Below are 20,298 nucleotides of genomic sequence, written 5' to 3'. Positions count from 1 at the left end.
AATGGATGCCACGAAGTCTTCCTCGGACACTACGGTGCACTTGGCCGCGAAAGCATCCCGCTACCGATGGGTGATCCTCGCCGTGTGCTGGCTCGCCTACACCCTCATCTACCTCAACCGCACCGCGTGGTCGGTGGTCGCGGTCGACGCCTCGCACTCCATCGGCCTGTCGGTGGCCCAGCTGGGGATCTTCGCCACCGCGATGTCCATCGGGTACGTGGTCACCAACATCCCCGGCGGAATCGTCGCGGACCTGATCGGCGGCCGCCTCGCCGTGGGGATTTCCCTTGTCCTGGCGGGAATCCTGACGTTCGCCTTCGGCACGGTGCACAACCTCGGCGTGGGGATCGCGATCCAGGTCCTCATCGGCTTGGTCAGCGGCGCCGATGTCGCGTCCTTCACCAAACTGCTCAGCCGCTGGTTCCCGCCGCGCGAGCGCGGGACCGCGTTCGGGCTGTACATCACCGCGACCGCGTTCGGCAGCGTGATCGCCAACGCCTCCATTCCCGCGCTGATGGCGCGGCTGGACTGGAACGGGGTCTACTACCTGTTCGGCGTACTCACCGTCGTGGTCGGTGTGGTCTGCTGGGCCCTGCTGCGCAACGACCCGCCCGTCCCAGTCTCCCCCGTCCCGGCCTCGCCCGGCTCGGGCGGACGCCTCGGCTTCGCGGCAATGCTGAAGAACCGCAACCTCCTGTCGCTCGCGGCCGCCGGACTCGGCATGCAGTGGGCCACCCTGGGGTTCCTGGCCTGGGGCAACTCGCTGATGGTCAAGTCGCTCGGGCTCTCGGCGGGAAAGGCCGCGCTGGTCATGGTCATCGTCAGCACCACGGCGATCGGCGTCAAACCCCTGGTCGGCTTCCTGTCCGACCGCCTGCGCGGCACCCGCAAGGCACACCTGATGATCCTCAGCGGGTATTTCGCGCTCATCCTGATCGTCTTCGGGCTGGTGCGTGATTACACCGTCCTGCTGATCCTCGCTCCGCTCCTCGGTTTGGGCGTGTACGGCTACACGGTGCTGACCAACTCGACCGTCCCGCAATACGCCGACCCGCGCTTCGTCGGCGGTGCCTTCGGTTTCGCCAACACGGCGTGGCAACTCGGCGGGGTGTTCGCACCGGTCGCGGTGGGCGCGGTGTTCAGCGCTACTGGGTCGTTGTTCCTCTCCTTTGGGGTGTTGGCGGTCGGTCCGCTGCTGGGGGTGCTGCTGCTGCTGCCGATCCGGGAACGGGCGGTGCCAGCGGCTGTGGGGTGATCGTTGGCGAGCGCGGAGCGGCCGTCATGGCCGCCCCGCACTCTTCCCAGTGCCGCGGAAGGACAGGTCAGCTTTCCGGGGTGACCGAGACGACCTTGATAGTCCACGGGCAGTATTGCTGGACCTTCCATTCGTCGGCGTTGCTGACCTCGTGCGGCTGGCCGTCGCATGCTTCGGCCGTGATGTCGGCCCAGTGGAACGTGGCGGGGTCGATGTGCCAGTCGTATCCGGTGTTGACGCCGGACGAACCCCGGACAATGTCGCCGATCGGAATTCCCGGATGCGTGACCTCGCCGTTCATGAGCCGGACGGCCTGGTCCGCGTCGGCCTGTCTCAGCAGTTCGACCCGGTACGTCTCTCCGCTGGAGAATACCTGGATCGTGGCGACGTAAGCACCTTCGCGCAGGGTCTCCGCCGTCGCCGACGCGGGTCCCAGCAGCAGCGCGCTCGTGGCCGCCGCACCGGCCACAACCGCAGTGAGCGTACGCATATGCAGTTCCTCCCTTTTCGTTCCTCCAGGGCGGTTCTCGCCCCAGTCCGACGTTAGCGGCGGATCTCCGGGGAAGAATCGGAATTCCGTGCACATTGAGTGCATATTCGTCCCGACAGCGACAGCACTCTGATCTGCATACGCAATTCTCAATCAACAGCCAGAAAACACCTCAAAGGCAACGTCACTACCCTGCTTTCCGGCGGAAATCGCAATAATTACCCGCGGCGGCCTCTGGCGGCAGAGTAGCCCGTATCAAGGATGTTGCGTCATCGCCTGCAACGCCTGAATCCGCGCCACGTTCTCCGCATTAGCCGGGCCGTTCCACTGCGGATTAAGCAGCCCGTACCAATCCAGCGCGCCGTGGCTGCGAGGCTTTCCCGCGCCGTGGTCGAGGGAATCGGACTGGGTCCCGTTCAGTTGCCAGTACGCCCAATCGATGTCCCCGTCGCGCAGATAGCGTTGGATCCCTTGCGAAAAGGCGGTGTCGTCAGCATCGCAGCCCCAGGCGACCCAGGTGATGCACGTGCCGAACTCGCTGACCCACACCGGCGCGGTGTACGGCTGATGCTGGGTCAGGAGGTATCCCCATTGCGCGCCGAGTTGGGTGGCGAAGCGCTCGTAGCCGTGGCGGACGTCGGCGAACCACTTGTACGCGTGGGGCGCGTACACCAGTTTGTCGGCGTGCGAGAGGCGGATCGGGCGGTGATACGGGCCGGTGAGGTCGGCCTGGTAGTTGATGCCGCCGACGATGACGAGCAGGTTCGGGTTGGCTGACAGCACGGCGTTGCCGGCGCGTTCGGCCGCCGCTGCCCAGTCGGTTTTCGGGTCGCCGCCGCCCCAGACTGGCGTTTTCGTTGTGCTGGGGCGCACTTCGTTGCGGAGTTCGGCACCGACCACGTGCGGTTTCGTCCGGTAGCGCGCGGCCATTCCCTTCCAGTGGGCGATCCAGACCGGCTCCGGGTAGTCGTCGGTGTACCAGAACGCGTTGCCGTCGCTCGGCGAACAGCACCAGTCCGCGACGCTCACGTGGTTGTCCAGGACGACCATCAGCCCTTCCCGTCCCAGCGCGTCGATCACCCGGTCGAAGATCTCCAGCGCGTGCTTGCCTTTCAGACCGGGGTTGGCGGCGAGGTAGGCGTCGTTGACCGCCGGATCGCGCTGGTACATCTCGTTCGACCACGGCAGCCGCACCGAGTTGAAGCCGGCGGTCTTGATCCAGCGCGCGATGTCGGCGAGCCTCGCGCGGTCGAGGCCCGCGACGACGTGTTCGGGCGACTCGGCGCCGGACCAGTTCGCGCTGGCCAGTTTGACCCGGGTGTGGTCCGGTTTGAGGATCCACCGTCCGCTGGTGTGCAGCGGGTAGCCGGTGTCCGCCGGGTGGGCGGAAAGCGTGCTGACGATCGCCAGCGCCGTCAGGAGTATGCGTCCGGCGGCCAAGCGGCTCATTTCCGACTCCTCCGCACCCGGGTGTCGCGCCGGTGGCGTGCGTGCCACCGGCGCGATCCCCGAAAATACTCAGGTGATGTAGATCGAGCTGGCCTTGTCGTTGTCGCCGCCGAGCGAACTCGAACGCGATCCGGCGGGCATCCGCCTGGTGGTTCCCTTGCCGTTGATGTCGTAGTACCAGAAGGCGTCATGCGCGGTTCTGTTCCACCACGACGACATCTTGTCGTTGAAGTCGTACGTGGTCAGGTTCTGCACCTTCTTGCGGTCCTTGAACTGGAGATGCCGTCCCCGGCCGCCCGAGTCCTGGTAGAGGCACAGGTAGCCGTTGTCGCACGCCCACGCGGCGGGGGCGGCGGGGAAGAGCTGCACGGCGCCGCCGTCCCAGCTTTGAACGGCCTCGGGGGAACTCGGTGCGGCTTCGGCCGTACCGACCCCGAGTGCACTGGCCATCGCCGCGCCGGCGATCGCCACGAGAATCCGTGACCTTGCGGTCCTCATCGATAACTCCCTCTTAAGACGAAACAATTTCGGAAAATGGCGCGGGTTCTCCCCGGCCGGCCCCCGCACGATTCCCGGCGGAATCGGGAGATCGTTCACTGTAAACACTGCCCGCCGGTCCGTGTCGTGCCTGGCAGCCCCTGTTCGATCCCGGCCGTCGCCGACTTTTCCCGCGATCGGCTTCGGCGGCAAGGGTTCCCGCATCCCCGGGGACGTGCTGAGATGAACCGGGAAGCCACGCGCTCCGAGGGGACGTCGAGGGCTATGAGAGACACCGATTCCAACGCACCGGACAAACCGCGGCAAGGGCATCGCGCGGCTCGGCCGAAACGGGCGCCCGCCGCGCAACGACTCGCCGCCGAACTGCACCGGGTCAAGCAGGCCTCCGGGCTGAGTTACGCCGAACTGCAGGCCCGCACGCCGTACAGCAGGTCGTCGCTGGAGCGGTACGTCAACGGAAAGGCCTGGCCTGCCAAGGATGCCGTGCGGGCGATCGCGGAGGCGTGCGGCAGCGACCCGGGTCATCTCACCGAGCTGTGGGACGAGGCGGACCGCGCCCGCGGGGCTGGGAGCGCGCCCCGGCGGCGGTCGTTCCGGCGCTTGGCTGTCGGCGTCGCCGCGGGTGCCGCCTTGATCCTCGCGCTGCTCGTGGCCCCGCGGCTCACCGGGTCCGAGCCGGCGCCACCGGGCACCACCACCCCGTTTCCCACCGGCTACACGACCTCCCGCCTGCCGGAAAGCGGCTGGTCCCGCACGGTCGACGCGGAAACCTCGGACACCGAGCCACACGGCGGCGTGCTGACCGCGACGATCGAGTGGATCGGCCCGAGCATCGGCCCGTACCGGGGACGGATCACCGGTTCAGTGCGCAGCCAGGGCGCGGCCGGCGTCTGCGCGAGCGCCGACGCCTGGTACGACGGCGCGATCTCGCCCATCGGGCAAGCATGCGGTCCGGGCGCCGTGAGCGCGGTCGCGAGCAGTTTCGAACGCACGCAACGCGCGTTGGTGCGGGTGTGCCTGCGTCAGGCCACCACGAATGCGGTCCGGCACTGCAGCGACTGGGCCTAGGTGCGCCCAGCTGGCAAGGAAGTCGCCGTGAGCTGGCTGGCGAGGGAGATGGTGCGCTATGGCCGCGTTCCTGGACGACCGCTCAGCGGCATAGCGGGCGGGTTGCCCCCTGCAAAACCATTAGTGGATCGGCTTGCTCCGCTGATGTACTGACGTGCCACCGTGAGTCTTCCGCGTGACGGAGGTAGCAGTTGTGACTGGTTATGCCGCGCTTGCCGAGGTGTACGAGTGGCTCATTTCCGATGCGAAGCTGGCTCCGGCCGAGTTCGTCGCGTCGTTCGATGACGTCCTCAGCCTCCTGCCGTCGAACGCCCACGTCCTCGATTGTTCGTGCGGAACCGGGCAGCTGGCGGTTGGCCTCGCCGGTCGTGGCATCCAGGTTTCCGCAACGGACGCCAGCGCCGCGATGGTCCGTCGGACTGCGGAGTTGTCCGAGGAATTCGGGGCATCCGTCCGGGCCGTGCGGGCGAGCTGGGAAGAGTTGCCCGACCATTTCGAGGACGCCACCTTCGACATGGTGTTCTGCGTAGGCAACTCGCTGCACCATGCCGAGGGCGCGCGAGGCAGGGGTGCTGCTCTGGAGTCGATGTCCCGGCTGAGGAACACCGCATCGAGATCGCGATCGCGATCGCCCAGGTTGACGCGACTGGATCGGTTGTCGTCCGCTCGGAACTGCTGTCCTGCTGGCCCTACCGGCACGAGGAACTCGAAGCCGAACTGCACCGGGCCGGACTGCGGACGGAAGTGAGCACGTTCGATATCGAGGCCGAGAACTACCTGGTGGTGGCGGGCAAGGCATAGACACCGGGCTCTCAGCAGGGAATCCCGGCTGGCCGCTGACAGCAGGCGAGTCCGCAGGTTCGCGGCGCAGCAGCCTCCATTCTTCGGCGAGATTTGGCGGGATCGCGTCCTCACAACTGTACCTGCTCCACACGATCATCCCGGTTCCGCCCGGACAACCACACTGCGCCGGAACGCCACCAACGCCAGCACCCCGACCAACGGACCAGCCGCCAGCACCAGCAGCGCCGCGCTCCACGACGCCGATTCGGCCAGCACCGGGACCAGATAGATAGTCACCGCCGTGGTGAGATAGCCCAGCGCCAGCTGCAGCGACACCGCGCTGCCGACATAGCGGGGATCCGCGGTTTCGGTCACCAGCGCGGAGAACTGGGCCGAGTCGGCGATCACCCAGAACCCCCAGAAAGCGCTCAGCACCACCACGATCGGCGTCGGCACCTCCCGCACCGCGGCGAGCACCACCGCGGTCGAGCCGGACAGCGCGAGGCTGATCAGCGCCGACTGCGCGCGCCCCACCCGGTCGCCGATCCAGCCGCCGACCAGGCAGCCTGCCGCGCCGGCTCCGATGCACGCGAACGCGGCCAGCGCGGCGTGCCGGGGGCCGTCCGGGCCGGAGAAGCCCCGGAGCCCGGCCAGGAAGGTCCCGATCCAGGCCCACATCGCGTACAGCTCCCACATGTGCCCGGCGTAGCCGAGGTTGGCCAGCAGCACGGGGCGGCTGCGGACCGCCCGGATCGCGGACCGCAGCTCGAAAACCGAGCGAGGGAACGGGTACGGCCCGGTGCCGCGGACCGTCAGCACCAGCAGGCCGCCGAAGGCGGTGAGCACGGACGTCGCCGCGATCACCGACTGCCAGCCGAGCCCGCCGGACGCCTTTACCAGCTGCGGTGCGGCGGAGCCGAGCGTCAGCGCGCCGATGATCACACCAAGCGCGGTTCCGCGGCCCTTGCGGAACCACGACGACACTTCTTTCAGCGCGGGCGGGTAGACCGCGGCGAGACAAGCGCCGGTGAGCGCCCGCAACAGCAGGGCGGTCCCGAAGCCGGGGGCCCACAACAGCAGCAGGTTCGCCACTGCCGCGCACAGTGCGCCGGCGCTCATCAGCCGCCGGGGCGGGACGGCGTCCGCGAGGCCAGAAGCGGCGGCGACGAGTGCGCCGACGACGAACCCGAGCTGCACCGCGATCGTCAGCAACGCGGATTCCCCGCTGGTCAACTGCCACAGCTGCTGCAGCTGCGGCACCACGAACGACGCCGAGAACCAGACGCTCATCGACGCGAACGTCGCGGCCGCGATCACCACCAGCGCTCGCCGGTCCGCGGTCAACCCCGCCATGCGGTCACCTCCTCCGGGATACGTTGGCTTCGCGAACCCGCCCGAGAGCCGCGACCGCGCGTTCGACCGAGTCCAGCATCGGTACGCCGTGCTCGCTCGCGACTTGTCTCAACCGGCGGACCAGCGCGTCCTGTTCGGCGCTCAAACTGCTCCGCAGCACCAGGACCAGCGGGACGTCGCCGCGGTCGGCGGCCAGCAGATCGACGGTGAGCGCGGTGACCAGGTCAGCGGCTTCCTCGCGCTCCTTCAGGTCGTAGACGGTCCCGAGATCGAGATACGCGCACAGGCTGTCCACGCCCGGGTCGCGCGCGAGCGCGGCGGCCAGTGCGCCGGTGAAGCAGCGCGCGCCGTCGAACAGCGACCAGATCGGGATGTCGACCGGGTTGTGCAGGCTGCTGCCCGGAGCGGCATACGGCGCAAGGGATTCCGCCGTTTCCGCCGAAACCGGGGACAGCACGAGACCGTGCTCGTGGGCGACGTCCGAGCCGACGACCGCGACCCCGCCGCCGCTGCCCACCAGTCCCAGACCGGTGCCGGTCAGCGCGGGCGCGTACTGCGCGACCAGCAGCGTGTCGAGCAGTTCGTCCAGGTTCTCGACCAAGACCACCCCGGCGGCCGCCGCCGCGTCCCGCAGCAGCTGCGGATCGCTCGCCAGGGCGCCGGTGTGGGAGGCAGCAGCCGCGCCGCCCGCGGCGCTCCGGCCGCCCTTGAACAGCACGACGGGGATCGACACCCGCGCGGCGAGGGTGAAGAACCGTTGCGCGTCGCTGTCGTCTTCGAGGTAGAACGCAGCGAGCGACGTGCGGGAATCCGCCTCGCAGAACGCCAAGAACTCCGACGGCGACACGTCGTCGCAGTTGCCGACCGAGCTGACGAAACTGAACCGCAGCCCCAGTTCGTTGCCTCGGCGCACCACGTCGCCGGCGTAGGTGCCCGACTGCGAGACGAACGCGATGCTGCCGGTTTCGTCCGAGGACGCGGACCGGCCGATCATCGTCATCCGCGAGTAAGGCGTGTAGTGGCCGATGCAGTTGGGGCCCACCACGCGCAGCCGCGTTCCGGCGACTGCCTCGGCGAGGTCGTCGGTGTCGGCGGTGTAGACGTGCGCGGTTTTCGTGCCCTTCGCGGCGAGTGCGCGCAGGGCATCCGGGACCGCCGGTGCTGGAAGCGCGATCACCGCCCGGTCAAGTCCGTCGGGCAGTTCGCTGATCTCGCGGACCGCCGGGTACCCGAGGATCTCGGACGCCGACCGGCTGACCGGGTGCACCGCCCCGGCGAAGCCCTGCTCGACGACCGCGCGCACCGCCCGGTGTCCCATCTTCGCCGGATCGGCCGAGGCGCCGAGCACGGCGATGTTCTCGGGATAGACGGCGGGGCGGAGCTGCTCGAACGCCGTCGCCGGGTCCGGGGTGTCGACCGGCAGCTCCGGAGCCCGGGCGACGGCGCGAGCGTCGACGGCGACGATCCCGTCCGGCCCGACGACGACTGGGTTGAAGTCGATCTGGTCGACCGGTTCGGACAGCAGCAGCCCGTCCGCGCCGCCGACCCGTACGAGCAGGTCGGCCAGCGCCGCGTGCGCGGCCGGGAACCGGCGGCGCAGCACCGCACCGATCCTGGTCCGGCCGATCAGCGCGGCGGCTCCGGCGAGATCGAGCGGGGCGAGCGCGAACGCGATGTCGCCGAGGGTTTCGACGTCCACTCCCCGGACCCGACCATGACCACCGGGCCGAACCCCGGATCGTGCAGGGCGCCGACGACCGCCTCCGGCCCGGGTTCGACCATCGCCTCGACCGTCACGCCGCGCACCGTGACCCCGCGCGCTTCCTGTGCGGCGAACAGCTTTTCGACCGCGGCGGCCACGTCCGGCGGCTCGACGCCGAGCAGCACACCGCCCGCCTTGCTCTTGTGCACGACGCCGTCCGCGACGAGCTTGAGTGCGACCGGGCGGCCGATCCGCTCCGCCGCCCTTCCGGCTTCGGCGGGCGAAGCGGCGAACACGACCGGATTGGCCGGTACGCCGTACCGGATGGCCAGCTCGCGGATCTCGTCCTCGCGCAGCCGTTCGCCGGACAGGGAAACCGTCGTCACGACAGCACCTCGGCAATGCGGTCGTGGTGGTCGCGCGGGTGGTCCGGATAGGCGGGCGGGCGGCGTTCGAGGAAGGAGGACACGCCTTCGTCGCCGTCGGGCAACTCCCGGACCAGCGCGGCGAGCGCCGGTTCGGCGGCGAGACCGGCCTCCGTGCCGTGCCGCAGGCTGTGCTTGAGCCCGGCCTTCACCGCGGCGACCACCGCGGGCGAGACCGCGGCGACGGATTCGGCGAGTTCGAGCGCTCCGTCGAGAGCTTCCGGACCGTCGTGGACGTGGGTGACAAAGCCGTGCCGCTGGGCTTCCTCGGCGCCGAACGGGGCGGCGGTGGCGAGCCAGCGGTAGGCGACCGGGTAACCGACCAGGTCGAGAAGCCTGCTCAGCTGGCCGCCGACCGGCACCAGGCCGATCGCCGCGCCCACCGCGCAGAACCGGGCGTCCCGGCTCGCGACCCGCAGATCGCAGTTGAGCGCCAGGATGAACCCCGCCGCGTACGCCGCGCCGTCGACCGCCGCGATCACCGGGGTCAGGATCTCGGCGGGCCTGCCGAACGCGGCGTTGGCGGCCGGGTCGCCCGCGGTTTCCGGCTTCTCCAGCACTTCCCGCAGGTCGTGCCCGGAGGAGAAGCAGCCGCCGGTCCCGGTGACGACGATGGCGCGCACCGCCGGATCGGCGTCCGCGCGGTCGAGTTCGCGCAGCAGGGCCGGAGCCATGTCTCCGGAGAACGCACCGCGTTTGGCGGGGTTGTGGATGGTCAGGACGCGCACGGCGCCCCGGTCGGACACGCGGATGCCGGGTGTCATCGGGAATGCTCCTCCTACAGGGGGACGACAGGTCAGTTCGAGGCGGCGACCGGCTCTTCGGCCACGCCGGCGGCCCGCGGGTGCGCGCCCAGCGCCCGGGCGAGGACGCTGCCCAGCACGACCACCGCGAAGTTCAAGGCCAGTGCGGAGATCGCGATGTAGATGGGGCTGTCGAGGAAGAACGGCTTCGCGGTCGACCCGCCGAACGGGCCGCCGGTCGCCGACTTCACCTGGTAGGCGGCCCAGGTGCCGTAGACCACCGACACCAGCAGGCCGGCCAGCAGCGCGCGGCGGTCGGCGAACCGCTTGGTGAAGAGTCCGAAAAGGACGGTAGGCAGGGTCTGCAGGATCCAGATCCCGCCCAGCAGCTGGAAGTTCAGCGCGAACTTCGCGTCGAGGGTGAGCACGAACACCAGCGCGCCGACCTTCACCAGCACCGAGACGACCTTCGACACCAGTGTCTCCGACTTCGCGCTGACCGGCTTCGTCCGGTACTGGCGGTACAGGTTGCGGCTCACCAGGTTGCCCGCCGCGATGGCCATGATCGCCGCCGGGACCAGCGCGCTCATCGCGATCGCGGCGTAGGCGACCCCGGTGAGCCACGGCGGGAAGACCGCCGACAGCAGCTGCGGCACCGCGTACTGCGGGTTGCCGTCGTGCGGTTTGACGCCCATCGCGAGCGCCATCATGCCCAGCAGCGCGACGAATCCGAGCAGCACGGTGTAGATCGGCAGCACGGACATGTTGCGGCGCACGGTTTTCGCGCCCCGCGAAGCGAACACGCCGGTGATCGCGTGCGGGTAGAGGAAGAACGCCATCCCGGAACCGAGTGCGAGGGTGAGGTAGACGCTCGGGTTCACCGCGATGGCCGGATCGAGCGTCGAGGTGGTCTTGCCCGCGAGCGCCGCGCCGCCCTTGCGGAAGATCTCGCCGAACCCGCCGAGCTTGATCGGCACCCAGATCACCGCCGCGATGACGACGAGATAGGTGAGGCCGTCCTTGACGAAAGCGATCAGCGCGGGCGCGCGCAGCCCGGCGGAGTAGGTGTAGGCGGCCAGCACGCCGAAGGCGATCAGCAGCGGCAGGTCCCGGACGAACCACGACCCGGAGCCGCCGATGCCGAGCGCGCCGAACACGACCTCGAGGCCGACCAGCTGCAGCGCCAGGTACGGCAGGGTCGCGAGCAGCCCGGTGATCGTGATCGCGAGGCTGAGCGCCTTCGACCCGAAGCGGTCGTTGACGAAATCGGTGAGGGTGACGTAGCCCTTCTTGTGCGCCAGCGACACCAGCTTGGGCAGGAACAGGAAACCGAGCGCGTACAGCACGATCGCGTTCGGCACGGCGTAGAAGCCGAACGCGCCCATGCTGAAGATCGCCGCGGGGACCGCGATGAGGGTGTAGGCGCTGTAGAGGTCACCGCCGAGCAGGAACCAGGTGACGAACGGGCCGAACGTGCGGCCGCCGAGCGCCCACTCGTCGAGCCGGTCGGCCTGTTTGGCACGCCGCCACCGGCTGGCGACGAAGCCCATGACGGTGACGACGGCGATCAGGACGAGGAAAACGGTGAAGGTGACAGCGTTGAAGGTCATACCTCGCCCTCCTCGTCCCGCTCCCCGGCGAACAGCAGCCGGTACACGGCGGTCGTGCACAAGGCCGTGAGCACGGCGGCGGCCATCTGGAACCAGTAGAAGAACGGGATCCCGCCCAGCGCGGGGCCGGTCCGCTGGTAGAGCGGCACGGCCAGGCCCAGTGCGACCGGAGCGAGGATCAGGAACGCGGAGAGGACAACGCGCCCGGTGCGCCGGGGGGACGGCGCGATGGTGTCGCCCATCGTGGACTCTCCTTTGAGCCGAGGTGGGGTGGACTGACGGCGCGCAGCCGAGGTGGGGACCGGTACCGCCGCAGGGAGACGCTAAGCGGCGCGAGTAACCCACGTCATGAGAGGAACTGAGAAGTTTCTTGCCGCTTTGTCTCGGTTCCTACGAAAGCTCCGCCGCACCCGAGTCGTATAGCCGCAGGCCGAGCGACAACAGCAGCAGGTCGTCCACCTGCAGCGGGTCACGCCGGGTGAGCGCGTGAATCCGCCGCAGCCGGTAGACCACCGTGTTCGGGTTGACCGACAACTCGGCGGCGGCCTTGGTCAGGCTGAAGTTCGCGCCGACGTACGCGCGCAGCGTCGGCAGGAGCGGCGCCCCTTGCGGGCGTCGTAGTCCAACAGCCGTCGCTTTGTCTCGGTTTTTACGAAAGCTCTGCGGCACCCGAGTCGTACAACCGCAGGCCCAGCGACAACAACAGCAGGTCGTCCACCTGCAGCGGGTCACGCCGGGTGAGCGCGTGAATGCGCCGCAGCCGGTAGACCACCGTGTTCGGGTTGACCGACAACTCGGCGGCGGCCTTGGTCAGGCTGAAGTTCGCGCCGACGTACGCGCGCAGCGTCGGCAGGAGCGGCGCCCCTTGCGGGCGTCGTAGTCCAGCAGCGGCTGGACGGTCTCCTCCAGCAGCGCGTCGGTGTGCCCCGGCGCGCGCAGGAGCCGGTCGAGCAGCACGTCGCCGAACCGGACCGCTCGTGTCCGTCCGCCGAGGTCGGCAGCCTCGCGCGCCTCCGCGTACGACTGGCGTACGCCGGGCAGGCCCTCCGCCGCGCGTCCGACTCCGACCGCCCAGCCGCGCTCCGGGTCGGCGAGCCGGTCGCACGCGGGCTCGATCTCGCGGACGTCCTCGGCCGCGTCCAGGCAGCAGATCGCGACGACCTCGGACTCCCGCGCGCCCACCAGGAACTCCCTCGCCAGCGGCGCGAGCTGGTTGCGCACCGCGCGGATCGCGGACTGCACGCCGATGGTCGAATCGACCCCGGGCGGCAGCTGCACGACCACCACCAGCACCGGCCCGCGCAGAGTCATCCGCAGCACCGCGCTCTGCCTGCGGGCCTGTTCGCTCACCGCTTCGCCGGTCAGCAGCGTCTCCAGGACGTCGGTGCGCAGCGCGGTGCGGTCCGCCGGAACCGCGGCGGATTCCCGGACGTACGCCGAGGTCACCGCGGTCGAGACGCGGTCGACGTGCACCATCGTCGCCTCGGCCAGTTCGATCGAGAGCAGCCTGCCCGCCTTGCCCGACCCGGCCAGCTTGTCCATGGCCTGCCACAGCCGGATGCCCCAGATCCGGAAGCTGCGCAGCAAGGACGGCAGGCTGACCCGCTGGTGCACGCGCCGCGCGGCGCTGCGCCGGAGCCATTCGTGCGCGCCGTCGGCCACGGGCGCGTCGTCGGCGAGGCTGCGCACGAGGAACTCGATGTTGAGCACGGCCGCCTCGGTCACGTCCCGCACGAGCACCGGTTCGGGCAGCTCGCCGTACTCGGGGATCTCGCGGCGGTACTCCGCCACCAGGTCCTCGGCCAGCTCGTGCCTGCGCGCGAAAACCTTGTCCAGTACTGCCTGCCGCCGGGACGCGTCCGCTGCCATGCCGCCACCGCCGTTCGCGATTTTTTCGAGGACCTTTCGCCAAACTTAGCGTTTCTTCTCATGACTCGCGTCCCCTGGAGCCTCTAGCGTCGCCTGCATCGTTCCCGGCGCGCAGAACGGCAGACCCGGTGCGCACTCCCCGGATCCCGTTGCGGCGGCGGAAAACCGCGAGCCCGTTCAGGAAGGAAAGCACCGATGGACGACGAAGAGCGCACGAGCGTCGCGACCCCGGGGGCGGAGCCGGTCCCGATCGGCGAACTGCCGCCGCCGGGGGTCGTGCCCGCCCGGATGCACGCCCAGGTCGTGCGCCAGGACCGCTTCGGCGACCCGGCGGAGGCGTTCCGGCCAGAGGTGGTCGACACCCCGCGGATCGGGCCGGGCGAGGTCCTGATCGGGGTGATGGCCGCCGGGATCAACTACAACAACGTCTGGGCCGCCCGCGGCTACCCGGTCGACCAGATCGCGGTGCGGCGCAAGCGCGGCGAGCCGGAGGACTTCCACATCGGCGGATCGGACGCCTCGGGCATCGTCTACGCGGTCGGCGAAGGCGTGACCGGCGTCGAGATCGGCCAGCACGTGATCGTGCACCCCGGCGTCTGGGACGCGGACGACCCGTGGATCGCGGCCGGCCGGGACCCGATGATCGCGCCCAGCGCGAAAATCTGGGGCTACGACACGAACTACGGCGCGTTCGGCCAGTTCGCCCGGGTGCAGGCGCACCAGCTGCTGCCCAAGGCCGAGCACCTGTCGTGGGAGGAAGCCGCCGCGCCGACGCTGGTCGGCACCACGGCTTACCGGATGCTGTACGGCTGGGCCGGCAACACGCTCCAGTCCGGCGACCTCGTCCTGGTCTGGGGCGGTTCCGGCGGGCTCGGCACCCAGGCGTGCCAGATGGTGCGGGCAGCGGGCGGCCGGGCTGTCGCGGTCGTCTCCGACGACGAACGCGGCGCCTTCGCGATGAAGCACGGGGCGATCGGGTATATCAACCGCCGCGAGTTCGGGCACTGGGGCGTGCCGCCGCTGGTCGACGACACCGCCGGGCAGAAGGAATGGTCGAAGGACGCACGGGCCTTCGGCAAGAAGCTGTGGGAGATCGCCGGTGCGCGCGAAGACCCGGCGATCGTCTTCGAACATCCCGGCGGCGCCACGATCCCGACGAGCGTGTTCCTGTGCCGCCCCGGCGGGATGGTCGTGATCTGCGCGGGCACGACCGGTTTCGACGCGATGGTGGACCTGCGCTACCACTGGACCCGGCAGAAGCGGCTGCAAGGTTCGCACGGCACCAACGACGAGCAGGCCCGGGCGTACAACGACCTGGTCCGCGCGGGAACGATCGACCCGGTGCTCGGCCGGACGGTCCCGTTCTCGGAAGTCCCGGCCGCACACGCGGCGATGGGCCGGGGCGAGGACGTGTTCGGCAATGTCGCGGTGCTGGTCGGGGCTGCTTCGCCGGGGCAGGGCCGCACCTGCTGACCGTGCTTTCAAGTCCGTGAGGGGATCGGAGTCCGTGAAGGTTCCCCTCACGGACTCTCCTCCCCGCCTCCGGAACCCCGCCGGGAGGTACCTCGATGATCTCCGCCGACGACCTGGGCATCTTCCTCGAAGTCGCCCGCCGCGGGCGGCTGACCGAGGCGGCGAAGCACCTCGGCCTGAACCACACCACCGTGGGCAGGCACATCGCGCACCTCGAACGCACCGCGGAGCAACGGCTGTTCCACCGCGAACCCTCCGGCTGGACCCTCACCGCGGCCGGAACCCGGCTGCTCGAACACGCCGAAGCCGTCGAAGCCGCGGTGCTCGCCGCCCGCGAGGACTGCCTGCAAACGGGCCGCTACCTGACCGGAACCGTCCGCGTCATCGCGCCCGACGGCTTCGGCACCTTCCTGCTGGCTCCGGGCCTGCACCGGCTGGCCGGCGAATTTCCCGCGCTGTCGTTGGAATTCGTGATCGCGAACGTGCACGCGTCGCTCAGCACGCGGGAGTTCGACCTCGCGATCACCATCGAACGCCCGATCACCCGCGCCGTCGACGCACGGCTCCTGGCGAACTACGAACTGCGCCTTTACGCCGCGCCCGCACTGCTCGAAAGCCACGGCCCTCTCGCGTCGGCGGACGACCTCGCCGACGCACCGTTCCTCTGGTACACCGAAGACGCCCTGTGCGCCCCGACGCTAGAAACCCTGTTCCGGGCGGTGCCCGCGGCCCGTCCGGTGTATCGCACCAACACCATCTCCGGCCAGATCTGCGCCGCGCGGCAAGGCTTGGGGTTCGCCTTCCTTCCGTCGTGGATCGGGGACCATACCGACGGACTCCGGCCGATCGAGACCTTCCCGCACGCCGTACCGCACAGCTACTGGCTCCTCATCCCACACGCCCTCGCCCGGCTGGCCCGCGTCCGCGCCGTCTCCGCCGCGATCGACGGGCTCGTCCGCGAACGCCCACTCCTCCACCGTCCACAATGAACCCACGAACCGAACCGCGCCGAACGACACCGCACTGAAACCCTCTTCCAGACAGCGCCCGCAGCCCGGCCGGTGTACCGGAGCCGCACCATCTCCGGCCAGATCCGCGCGGCCCGCCAAAGCCTCGGGTTCGCCTTTCTTCCGTCGCGGATCGGCGACCGCACCGACGGAGTCCGGCCGATCCCGCACGCACTCGCCCGACTGGCCCGCGTCCGCGCCGTCTCCGCCGCGATCGACGGGCTCGTCCGCGAACGCCCGCTCCTCCACCGTCCACAGTGAACCCACGACCCGAGCTGTGCAGAACTGCACAGCACTGTGGAGAGCTGGTCGTTGTCCGCCGCTAGCCCCGATGTTTTCCTTGTGGCACAGCACTTCCACCGACACAGAACGGTGAGAACCATGGCGCAGGCAACGACGCGGCGCACTCCATCGGCACGCATGGTCGCGCTCGGCAGTTTCATCGGAACCACCATCGAGTGGTACGACTTCTTCCTCTACGGCAGCGCGGCGGCACTCGTGTTCGGCCCGCTCTTCTACCCCGGCGTCTCCCCCGCGCTCGGGCTGATCGCCGCGTTCGGCACCTATGCCGTGGGGTTTCTCGCCCGGCCGCTCGGCGCGCTCGTCGGCGGGCACTTCGGCGACCGGATCGGGCGCAAGGCGATGCTTGTCGCCTCGCTGCTCATCATGGGCTTCGCCACGACGCTCGTCGGGCTCCTGCCGACGTACGCCTCGATCGGCGTAGCAGCCCCGCTGCTGCTGGTGTTTCTCCGGCTCGCGCAGGGCTTCGGCGTCGGCGGCGAATGGGGCGGCGCGGCATTGGTCTCGGTCGAGAGCGCGCCGGCGGGCAAACGCGGTTTCTACGGCAGCTTCACCCAGATCGGCGTCTCGGCGGGCATGCTCATGGCGGCCGGCGCGTTCACCCTCGGACGCACGCTGCTCACCACCGAGCAGTTCCTCGCCTGGGGCTGGCGCGTCCCGTTTCTGGCCAGCGGCGTGCTCGTCGCCGTCGGGCTGCTGATCCGGGCGAAGCTGGCCGAGCCCGAGTCGTTCGCGCGGATGAAGGCGGAGAACCGGCTTCCCGAGCGCCCGCTCGCTGAACTCATGCGGACTCAGCGCCGCCCGGTGTGGCTGACCGCTGGCATGCGCCTGTCCCAGAACGCGCTCTACTACCTCTACACGACCTTCGGCATCGCCTACATCGCCCGCTCCGCCAGCGACGAGGTCGGCCTCCGGGCGGTGCTCGTGGCGTCGGCGCTCAGCCTCGCCACGGTCCCGGCCTGGGCCTGGCTCTCCGACCGCTGGGGACGGCGCCCGCTGTACCTCTTCGGCACCATCGCCAGCGCGGTGTTCATCGCGCCGTTCTTTCTCTTGGCGGACAACGGAAACCCGGTGCTCATCACCCTCGCCATGGTCGTCGGGATCAACCTGTTCCACGACGCCATGTACGGGCCGCAGGCCGCTTTCTTCGCCGAGCTGTTCCCGCCCGGCGTGCGCTACAGCGGCGCGTCGATCGGCTACCAGTTCGGCTCCGTGCTGTCCGGCGGCCTCGCGCCGCTGATCGCCAGCAGCCTGCTCGTCGCGAACAACGGCAGGCCGTGGCTCGTCGTCGGCTACTGCCTGCTGCTGAGCGTCATCACCGGCATTTGCGCGTACCTCGCCCCCGAAACCTTCCGGCGCAGCACGGAAGACCCAGCGCACAACCGCACGATCGAAATGGGAGAACTCCGATGACCCAGACCGCCACCGCCCCCAACGGCATCGACCGCGACGCACTCGCCGCCACCGTAGAAGCGGTCCGGCAGCAACCAGAACTCGCCCAGGTCACCTTCGCCCTCGACGCCGACTGGCAGGGCGGCTGCCACCAGCGCGCCACCACCGGCGAACTGCGGCAGGCCGGTGCGGCCGTGGACAGCCGCACCTCCCGCTACATCCTGGAATCCGACGAACCCGCGGCCCTGCTCGGCACCGACCGCGCCGCCAGCCCGGCCGAGTACATCCTGCAGGCGCTGGCCGGCTGCTACTCGGTCACCTTCGCCGCCAACGCGACCGCCCGCGGCATCGAACTCTCGTCGCTGCGCCTGGAACTGGAAGCGGACTTCGACCTCCAGGCGTTCCTCGGCCTCGACGACGACGCCCGGCCCGGCGCGCGCCAGATCCGCGTGACCGTGCACGCCGCCTCGCCGACCGCGAGCCGGGAGGAATTAGCCGACCTGACCGCCGCGGTCCAGCGCCGGTCCCCGATCCGCGACACCCTCGCCGGCCCGGTCGAGGTCACCACGACCCTGGCGGAAGCATGAGCGTCCCGCTCACTCTCGACCGGCTCGTCTGGCGGATGAAACACGTCCACCCCGGCTCCGAAGTCGTCGCGAACGACACCCGGATCCGGTTCGCGGACCTGGCCGACGCCATCGCCCGGACGGCCGCCGGACTGCACAGCCGCTACGGGATCCGCGCGGGCGACCGCGTCGCGGTCCTGGCGTTCAACACCCTCGAACACCTCGAACTGCTGTACGCGGTCCCGCTGCTCGGGGCGACGCTTACCAGCCTCAACCTCCGGCTCGACAGCACGGCCATGGTCGCGCAGGCCGGGCGGCTCGATCTCCTTGTGGTAGACCAGGAAGCGCTCAGCCACCGCGCGACCGGACCGGCCGTCCGGGCGGCGGCCGCCGAACTCGCCGGGCGCGGGATCACGGTCGCCTCGGCCGCGGACCTCGCCGCCGAGGCCGACATCGAACTGCCGCGCCTGCACGAGGACGTCGCGGCGTTCCGCTTCCACACCAGCGGGACGACCGGTCCGGCCAAGAGCTACGAGGTGACGCACCGGGACGTCGTGCTGCACGCGCTCAGCCAGGGCGCCGCCGACGCCTCCGGGCTGCGAGCCGAGGACCGGGTGCTGCCGCTGGTGCCGTTCTGTCACGTCAACGGATGGGGCTTGCCGTTCGTCGCCGCACTCACCGGCGCGTCGCTGGTACTGCCCGGCGGCGACTTCGGACCGGCGCGGATCGCTGAACTGCTGAGCGCGGAACGGATCACGGTGGCCGCGGCGGTACCCGCCGTGTGGTTCGACGTGTGCCGCCACGTCGCCGAACTGGACACCGTTCCGCCGTTCGTGGTGCGCGAGATCCTCACCGGGGGCAGCGCGGTCCCGTGCTCGGTCGTCGACCTCGTCCGGGACGTGCTCGGTGCCGGGGTCGCGTCCGCCTGGGGCATGACCGAAACGCTCGCGGTGAGCACCTGCGAGCGGGCCGACCCGAGCGTCCGCGCCGGAAGGTTCGTGCCGCTGGTCGAGGCCCGGATCGCCCGCGGCGACGGGTCGTGCGCACCTGCCGGCGAGCAGGGCGCGCTGCAGGTGCGCGGACCGTTCGTCGTCGGCGACCGGGACGGCTGGTTCGACACCGGCGACGTCGCATCGCTCGACGAAGCGGGCCGGCTGGCGGTGCACGACCGGGCCAAGGACCTCATCAAGTCCGGCGGCGAATGGATCGTTTCCGCCCAGCTGGAACAACATCTCTGCACACATCCGTCGGTGTCCGCCGCGGCCGTCGTGGCGCGCGCCGATCCTAAGTGGACAGAACGACCCGTCGCCGTGCTGGTGCCCCGCCAAGGCCGCCAGGTCGACGAAACCGAACTGCGCGCCCACATCGCCCAGAGATTCCCCTCCTTCTGGGTGCCCGACGCCTTCACCTGCGTCGAACACCTGCCGCTGACCCCCGTCGGCAAAGTCGACAAACGCGCACTCCGCGCCACCCTCACCCCCGAAACCCCCGGAGGCACCCGATGACCGAATACATCCGCACCGAACACCGCGACGACACCGCCTGGCTCACCATCGACCGGCCCAAGAAGCTCAATGCCCTTTCCGTCGAAGTCATGCGGGAGCTGACCGCGGCGCTGGACGAGGCCGAGCGGGACGACGCGGTCAAGGTCGTCGTCCTGCGCGGCGGCGACCGGGCGTTCAGCGTCGGCTACGACATCTCGCAGGAGGTCGAAGCCGGGATCTCGACCGCCGAGCAATGGCACGCGGGGCTGGAGAACAACATCGGGCTCACGATGAAGGTGTGGGGCCTCGCGAAGCCGGTCGTCGGCGCCGTGTCGGGCTGGTGCCTGGCGGGCGGCTGCGAACTCGCGATGGCCTGCGACCTGCTCGTGGCCGCCGACGACGCGCAGTTCGGCGAGCCCGAGATCCGCTTCGGTTCCGGCCCGGTGACCCTGCTGATGCCGTTCCTGCTCGGGCAGAAAGCCACCAACGAACTGCTGTACACCGGCGACGTCGTGGATGCCCGGCGCGCACTCGAACTGGGCCTGGTGAACCGGGTCGTGCCCGCCGCGGACCTGGAGTCCACTGTGGACAGCCTGGCCCGCAAGATCGCGCTGACCCCGCTGTCCATCCTGCGCTACACCAAACGCGCCCTCACTCGCGCCTACGAAGCGATGGGACTGCGCGACGCCGTGGCGGCCAACCACGACATCGCCGCGGTCCTCAACTCGGCCGCGACCCCGGAACGAGCCGAGTTCACCGAACTCGTCGCGACCAAGGGACTGGGCGCGGCGCTGGCCTGGCGCGACCGCCGCTACGCGGACTTCGGCTGAG

At 70.0% G+C, this 20,298-nt stretch carries 21 protein-coding genes and 1 pseudogene; 10 read left to right on the top strand and 12 right to left on the bottom strand.

Annotated features, from left to right (window positions below; translation table 11 throughout):
* The first annotated feature begins 1 nt into the window (after nucleotide 1).
* Nucleotides 2-1,255 (top strand): nitrate/nitrite transporter, encoded by a 1,254-nt coding sequence (locus RPX00_RS33935; protein ID WP_406631517.1) that lies wholly within the window; start codon nucleotides 2-4, stop codon nucleotides 1,253-1,255.
* A 67-nt stretch (nucleotides 1,256-1,322) separates the two neighbouring features.
* Here the strand turns inward: RPX00_RS33935 and RPX00_RS33930 are convergent, their stop codons facing one another.
* The 3 genes from RPX00_RS33930 to RPX00_RS33920 form a co-directional block, all read right to left on the bottom strand.
* Nucleotides 1,323-1,745, bottom strand: a complete 423-nt coding sequence (locus tag RPX00_RS33930; protein WP_406631515.1) for a hypothetical protein — start codon at nucleotides 1,743-1,745, stop codon at nucleotides 1,323-1,325.
* Nucleotides 1,746-2,000: 255 nt separating this feature from the next.
* Complete coding sequence (locus RPX00_RS33925; RefSeq protein WP_406631513.1) at nucleotides 2,001-3,194, bottom strand: glycoside hydrolase family 5 protein; 1,194 nt, start codon at nucleotides 3,192-3,194, stop codon at nucleotides 2,001-2,003.
* 69 nt (nucleotides 3,195-3,263) lie between these two features.
* The gene (locus RPX00_RS33920) at nucleotides 3,264-3,692 is read right to left on the bottom strand and encodes a peptidase inhibitor family I36 protein (RefSeq protein WP_406631511.1); all 429 of its coding nucleotides are present in this window, start codon (nucleotides 3,690-3,692) and stop codon (nucleotides 3,264-3,266) included.
* 264 nt (nucleotides 3,693-3,956) lie between these two features.
* Between RPX00_RS33920 and RPX00_RS33915 the strand changes: the two genes are divergently transcribed.
* Together RPX00_RS33915 and RPX00_RS33910 are read left to right on the top strand one after the other, a co-directional pair.
* Nucleotides 3,957-4,760 (top strand): helix-turn-helix domain-containing protein, encoded by an 804-nt coding sequence (locus RPX00_RS33915; RefSeq protein WP_406631509.1) that lies wholly within the window; start codon nucleotides 3,957-3,959, stop codon nucleotides 4,758-4,760.
* Nucleotides 4,761-4,935: 175 nt separating this feature from the next.
* Entirely contained in the window at nucleotides 4,936-5,508 is a 573-nt protein-coding gene (locus RPX00_RS33910) for a class I SAM-dependent methyltransferase (protein ID WP_406631507.1), read from the top strand.
* Between the two features lie 188 nt (nucleotides 5,509-5,696).
* On the opposite strand, the gene RPX00_RS33905 is transcribed toward RPX00_RS33910, so the two are convergent.
* The 9 genes and pseudogenes from RPX00_RS33905 to RPX00_RS33865 form a co-directional block, all read right to left on the bottom strand.
* On the bottom strand, nucleotides 5,697-6,896 hold the full coding sequence (locus tag RPX00_RS33905) for an MFS transporter (protein ID WP_406631505.1): 1,200 nt from the start codon (nucleotides 6,894-6,896) through the stop codon (nucleotides 5,697-5,699).
* Nucleotides 6,897-6,900: 4 nt separating this feature from the next.
* Complete coding sequence (locus RPX00_RS33900; RefSeq protein ID WP_406643181.1) at nucleotides 6,901-8,214, bottom strand: CoA-binding protein; 1,314 nt, start codon at nucleotides 8,212-8,214, stop codon at nucleotides 6,901-6,903.
* Between the two features lie 186 nt (nucleotides 8,215-8,400).
* A pseudogene (locus RPX00_RS33895) lies at nucleotides 8,401-8,984 on the bottom strand (acetate--CoA ligase family protein); the annotation flags it as partial.
* Nucleotides 8,981-9,787: an enoyl-CoA hydratase/isomerase family protein gene (locus RPX00_RS33890; protein WP_406631503.1), complete on the bottom strand. Its 807-nt coding sequence runs from the start codon at nucleotides 9,785-9,787 to the stop codon at nucleotides 8,981-8,983. The gene RPX00_RS33890 and the pseudogene RPX00_RS33895, both read right to left, overlap by 4 nt.
* Before the next feature lie 32 nt (nucleotides 9,788-9,819).
* The gene (mctP, locus tag RPX00_RS33885) at nucleotides 9,820-11,376 is read right to left on the bottom strand and encodes a monocarboxylate uptake permease MctP (RefSeq protein ID WP_406631501.1); all 1,557 of its coding nucleotides are present in this window, start codon (nucleotides 11,374-11,376) and stop codon (nucleotides 9,820-9,822) included.
* Complete coding sequence (locus RPX00_RS33880) at nucleotides 11,373-11,618, bottom strand: DUF3311 domain-containing protein (RefSeq protein WP_406631499.1); 246 nt, start codon at nucleotides 11,616-11,618, stop codon at nucleotides 11,373-11,375. Before RPX00_RS33880 ends, mctP begins: the two co-directional genes overlap by 4 nt.
* 148 nt (nucleotides 11,619-11,766) lie before the next feature.
* Complete coding sequence (locus RPX00_RS33875; RefSeq protein WP_406631497.1) at nucleotides 11,767-12,045, bottom strand: helix-turn-helix domain-containing protein; 279 nt, start codon at nucleotides 12,043-12,045, stop codon at nucleotides 11,767-11,769.
* On the bottom strand, nucleotides 12,026-12,190 hold the full coding sequence (locus tag RPX00_RS33870; protein WP_406643180.1) for a helix-turn-helix domain-containing protein: 165 nt from the start codon (nucleotides 12,188-12,190) through the stop codon (nucleotides 12,026-12,028). Before RPX00_RS33870 ends, RPX00_RS33875 begins: the two co-directional genes overlap by 20 nt.
* Entirely contained in the window at nucleotides 12,187-13,245 is a 1,059-nt protein-coding gene (locus RPX00_RS33865; protein WP_406631495.1) for a PucR family transcriptional regulator, read from the bottom strand. The genes RPX00_RS33870 and RPX00_RS33865 overlap by 4 nt, the downstream gene beginning before the upstream one ends.
* A 195-nt stretch (nucleotides 13,246-13,440) precedes the next feature.
* On the opposite strand from RPX00_RS33865, the gene ccrA reads away from it, so the two are divergent.
* From ccrA to RPX00_RS33830, 7 genes are all read left to right on the top strand, one after another.
* On the top strand, nucleotides 13,441-14,718 hold the full coding sequence (gene ccrA / locus RPX00_RS33860; protein WP_406631493.1) for a crotonyl-CoA carboxylase/reductase: 1,278 nt from the start codon (nucleotides 13,441-13,443) through the stop codon (nucleotides 14,716-14,718).
* Nucleotides 14,719-14,813: 95 nt separating this feature from the next.
* Nucleotides 14,814-15,707 (top strand): LysR family transcriptional regulator, encoded by an 894-nt coding sequence (locus tag RPX00_RS33855; protein ID WP_406631491.1) that lies wholly within the window; start codon nucleotides 14,814-14,816, stop codon nucleotides 15,705-15,707.
* Nucleotides 15,708-15,779: 72 nt separating this feature from the next.
* Nucleotides 15,780-15,986: a hypothetical protein gene (locus RPX00_RS33850; RefSeq protein WP_406631489.1), complete on the top strand. Its 207-nt coding sequence runs from the start codon at nucleotides 15,780-15,782 to the stop codon at nucleotides 15,984-15,986.
* 120 nt (nucleotides 15,987-16,106) lie between these two features.
* Nucleotides 16,107-17,438: an MFS transporter gene (locus RPX00_RS33845; RefSeq protein WP_406631487.1), complete on the top strand. Its 1,332-nt coding sequence runs from the start codon at nucleotides 16,107-16,109 to the stop codon at nucleotides 17,436-17,438.
* Complete coding sequence (locus RPX00_RS33840; RefSeq protein WP_406631485.1) at nucleotides 17,435-18,004, top strand: OsmC family protein; 570 nt, start codon at nucleotides 17,435-17,437, stop codon at nucleotides 18,002-18,004. Before RPX00_RS33845 ends, RPX00_RS33840 begins: the two co-directional genes overlap by 4 nt.
* Nucleotides 18,001-19,488, top strand: a complete 1,488-nt coding sequence (locus tag RPX00_RS33835) for an AMP-binding protein (RefSeq protein WP_406631483.1) — start codon at nucleotides 18,001-18,003, stop codon at nucleotides 19,486-19,488. Before RPX00_RS33840 ends, RPX00_RS33835 begins: the two co-directional genes overlap by 4 nt.
* Nucleotides 19,485-20,297: an enoyl-CoA hydratase/isomerase family protein gene (locus RPX00_RS33830; RefSeq protein WP_406631481.1), complete on the top strand. Its 813-nt coding sequence runs from the start codon at nucleotides 19,485-19,487 to the stop codon at nucleotides 20,295-20,297. The genes RPX00_RS33835 and RPX00_RS33830 overlap by 4 nt, the downstream gene beginning before the upstream one ends.
* Nucleotide 20,298: the final 1 nt, after the last annotated feature.

The sequence above is a fragment of the Amycolatopsis sp. WGS_07 genome (genome assembly GCF_045278895.1).
Classification (GTDB): domain Bacteria; phylum Actinomycetota; class Actinomycetes; order Mycobacteriales; family Pseudonocardiaceae; genus Amycolatopsis.
The sequence above is the reverse complement of the archived record's forward strand: the minus strand, read 5'-3'. Positions and strand labels throughout refer to the sequence as shown.

Coding starts and splice junctions, on each gene's coding strand:
- RPX00_RS33865 (WP_406631495.1), bottom strand. CDS start 13,245: ATGGCAGCGGACGCGTCCCGGCGGCAGGCAGTACTGGACAAGGTTTTC.
- RPX00_RS33920 (WP_406631511.1), bottom strand. CDS start 3,692: ATGAGGACCGCAAGGTCACGGATTCTCGTGGCGATCGCCGGCGCGGCG.
- RPX00_RS33900 (WP_406643181.1), bottom strand. CDS start 8,214: ATGGGACACCGGGCGGTGCGCGCGGTCGTCGAGCAGGGCTTCGCCGGG.
- mctP (WP_406631501.1), bottom strand. CDS start 11,376: ATGACCTTCAACGCTGTCACCTTCACCGTTTTCCTCGTCCTGATCGCC.
- RPX00_RS33935 (WP_406631517.1), top strand. CDS start 2: ATGGATGCCACGAAGTCTTCCTCGGACACTACGGTGCACTTGGCCGCG.
- RPX00_RS33930 (WP_406631515.1), bottom strand. CDS start 1,745: ATGCGTACGCTCACTGCGGTTGTGGCCGGTGCGGCGGCCACGAGCGCG.
- RPX00_RS33890 (WP_406631503.1), bottom strand. CDS start 9,787: ATGACACCCGGCATCCGCGTGTCCGACCGGGGCGCCGTGCGCGTCCTG.
- RPX00_RS33915 (WP_406631509.1), top strand. CDS start 3,957: ATGAGAGACACCGATTCCAACGCACCGGACAAACCGCGGCAAGGGCAT.
- RPX00_RS33845 (WP_406631487.1), top strand. CDS start 16,107: ATGGCGCAGGCAACGACGCGGCGCACTCCATCGGCACGCATGGTCGCG.
- RPX00_RS33905 (WP_406631505.1), bottom strand. CDS start 6,896: ATGGCGGGGTTGACCGCGGACCGGCGAGCGCTGGTGGTGATCGCGGCC.
- RPX00_RS33830 (WP_406631481.1), top strand. CDS start 19,485: ATGACCGAATACATCCGCACCGAACACCGCGACGACACCGCCTGGCTC.
- RPX00_RS33925 (WP_406631513.1), bottom strand. CDS start 3,194: ATGAGCCGCTTGGCCGCCGGACGCATACTCCTGACGGCGCTGGCGATC.
- RPX00_RS33840 (WP_406631485.1), top strand. CDS start 17,435: ATGACCCAGACCGCCACCGCCCCCAACGGCATCGACCGCGACGCACTC.
- RPX00_RS33835 (WP_406631483.1), top strand. CDS start 18,001: ATGAGCGTCCCGCTCACTCTCGACCGGCTCGTCTGGCGGATGAAACAC.
- ccrA (WP_406631493.1), top strand. CDS start 13,441: ATGGACGACGAAGAGCGCACGAGCGTCGCGACCCCGGGGGCGGAGCCG.
- RPX00_RS33855 (WP_406631491.1), top strand. CDS start 14,814: ATGATCTCCGCCGACGACCTGGGCATCTTCCTCGAAGTCGCCCGCCGC.
- RPX00_RS33880 (WP_406631499.1), bottom strand. CDS start 11,618: ATGGGCGACACCATCGCGCCGTCCCCCCGGCGCACCGGGCGCGTTGTC.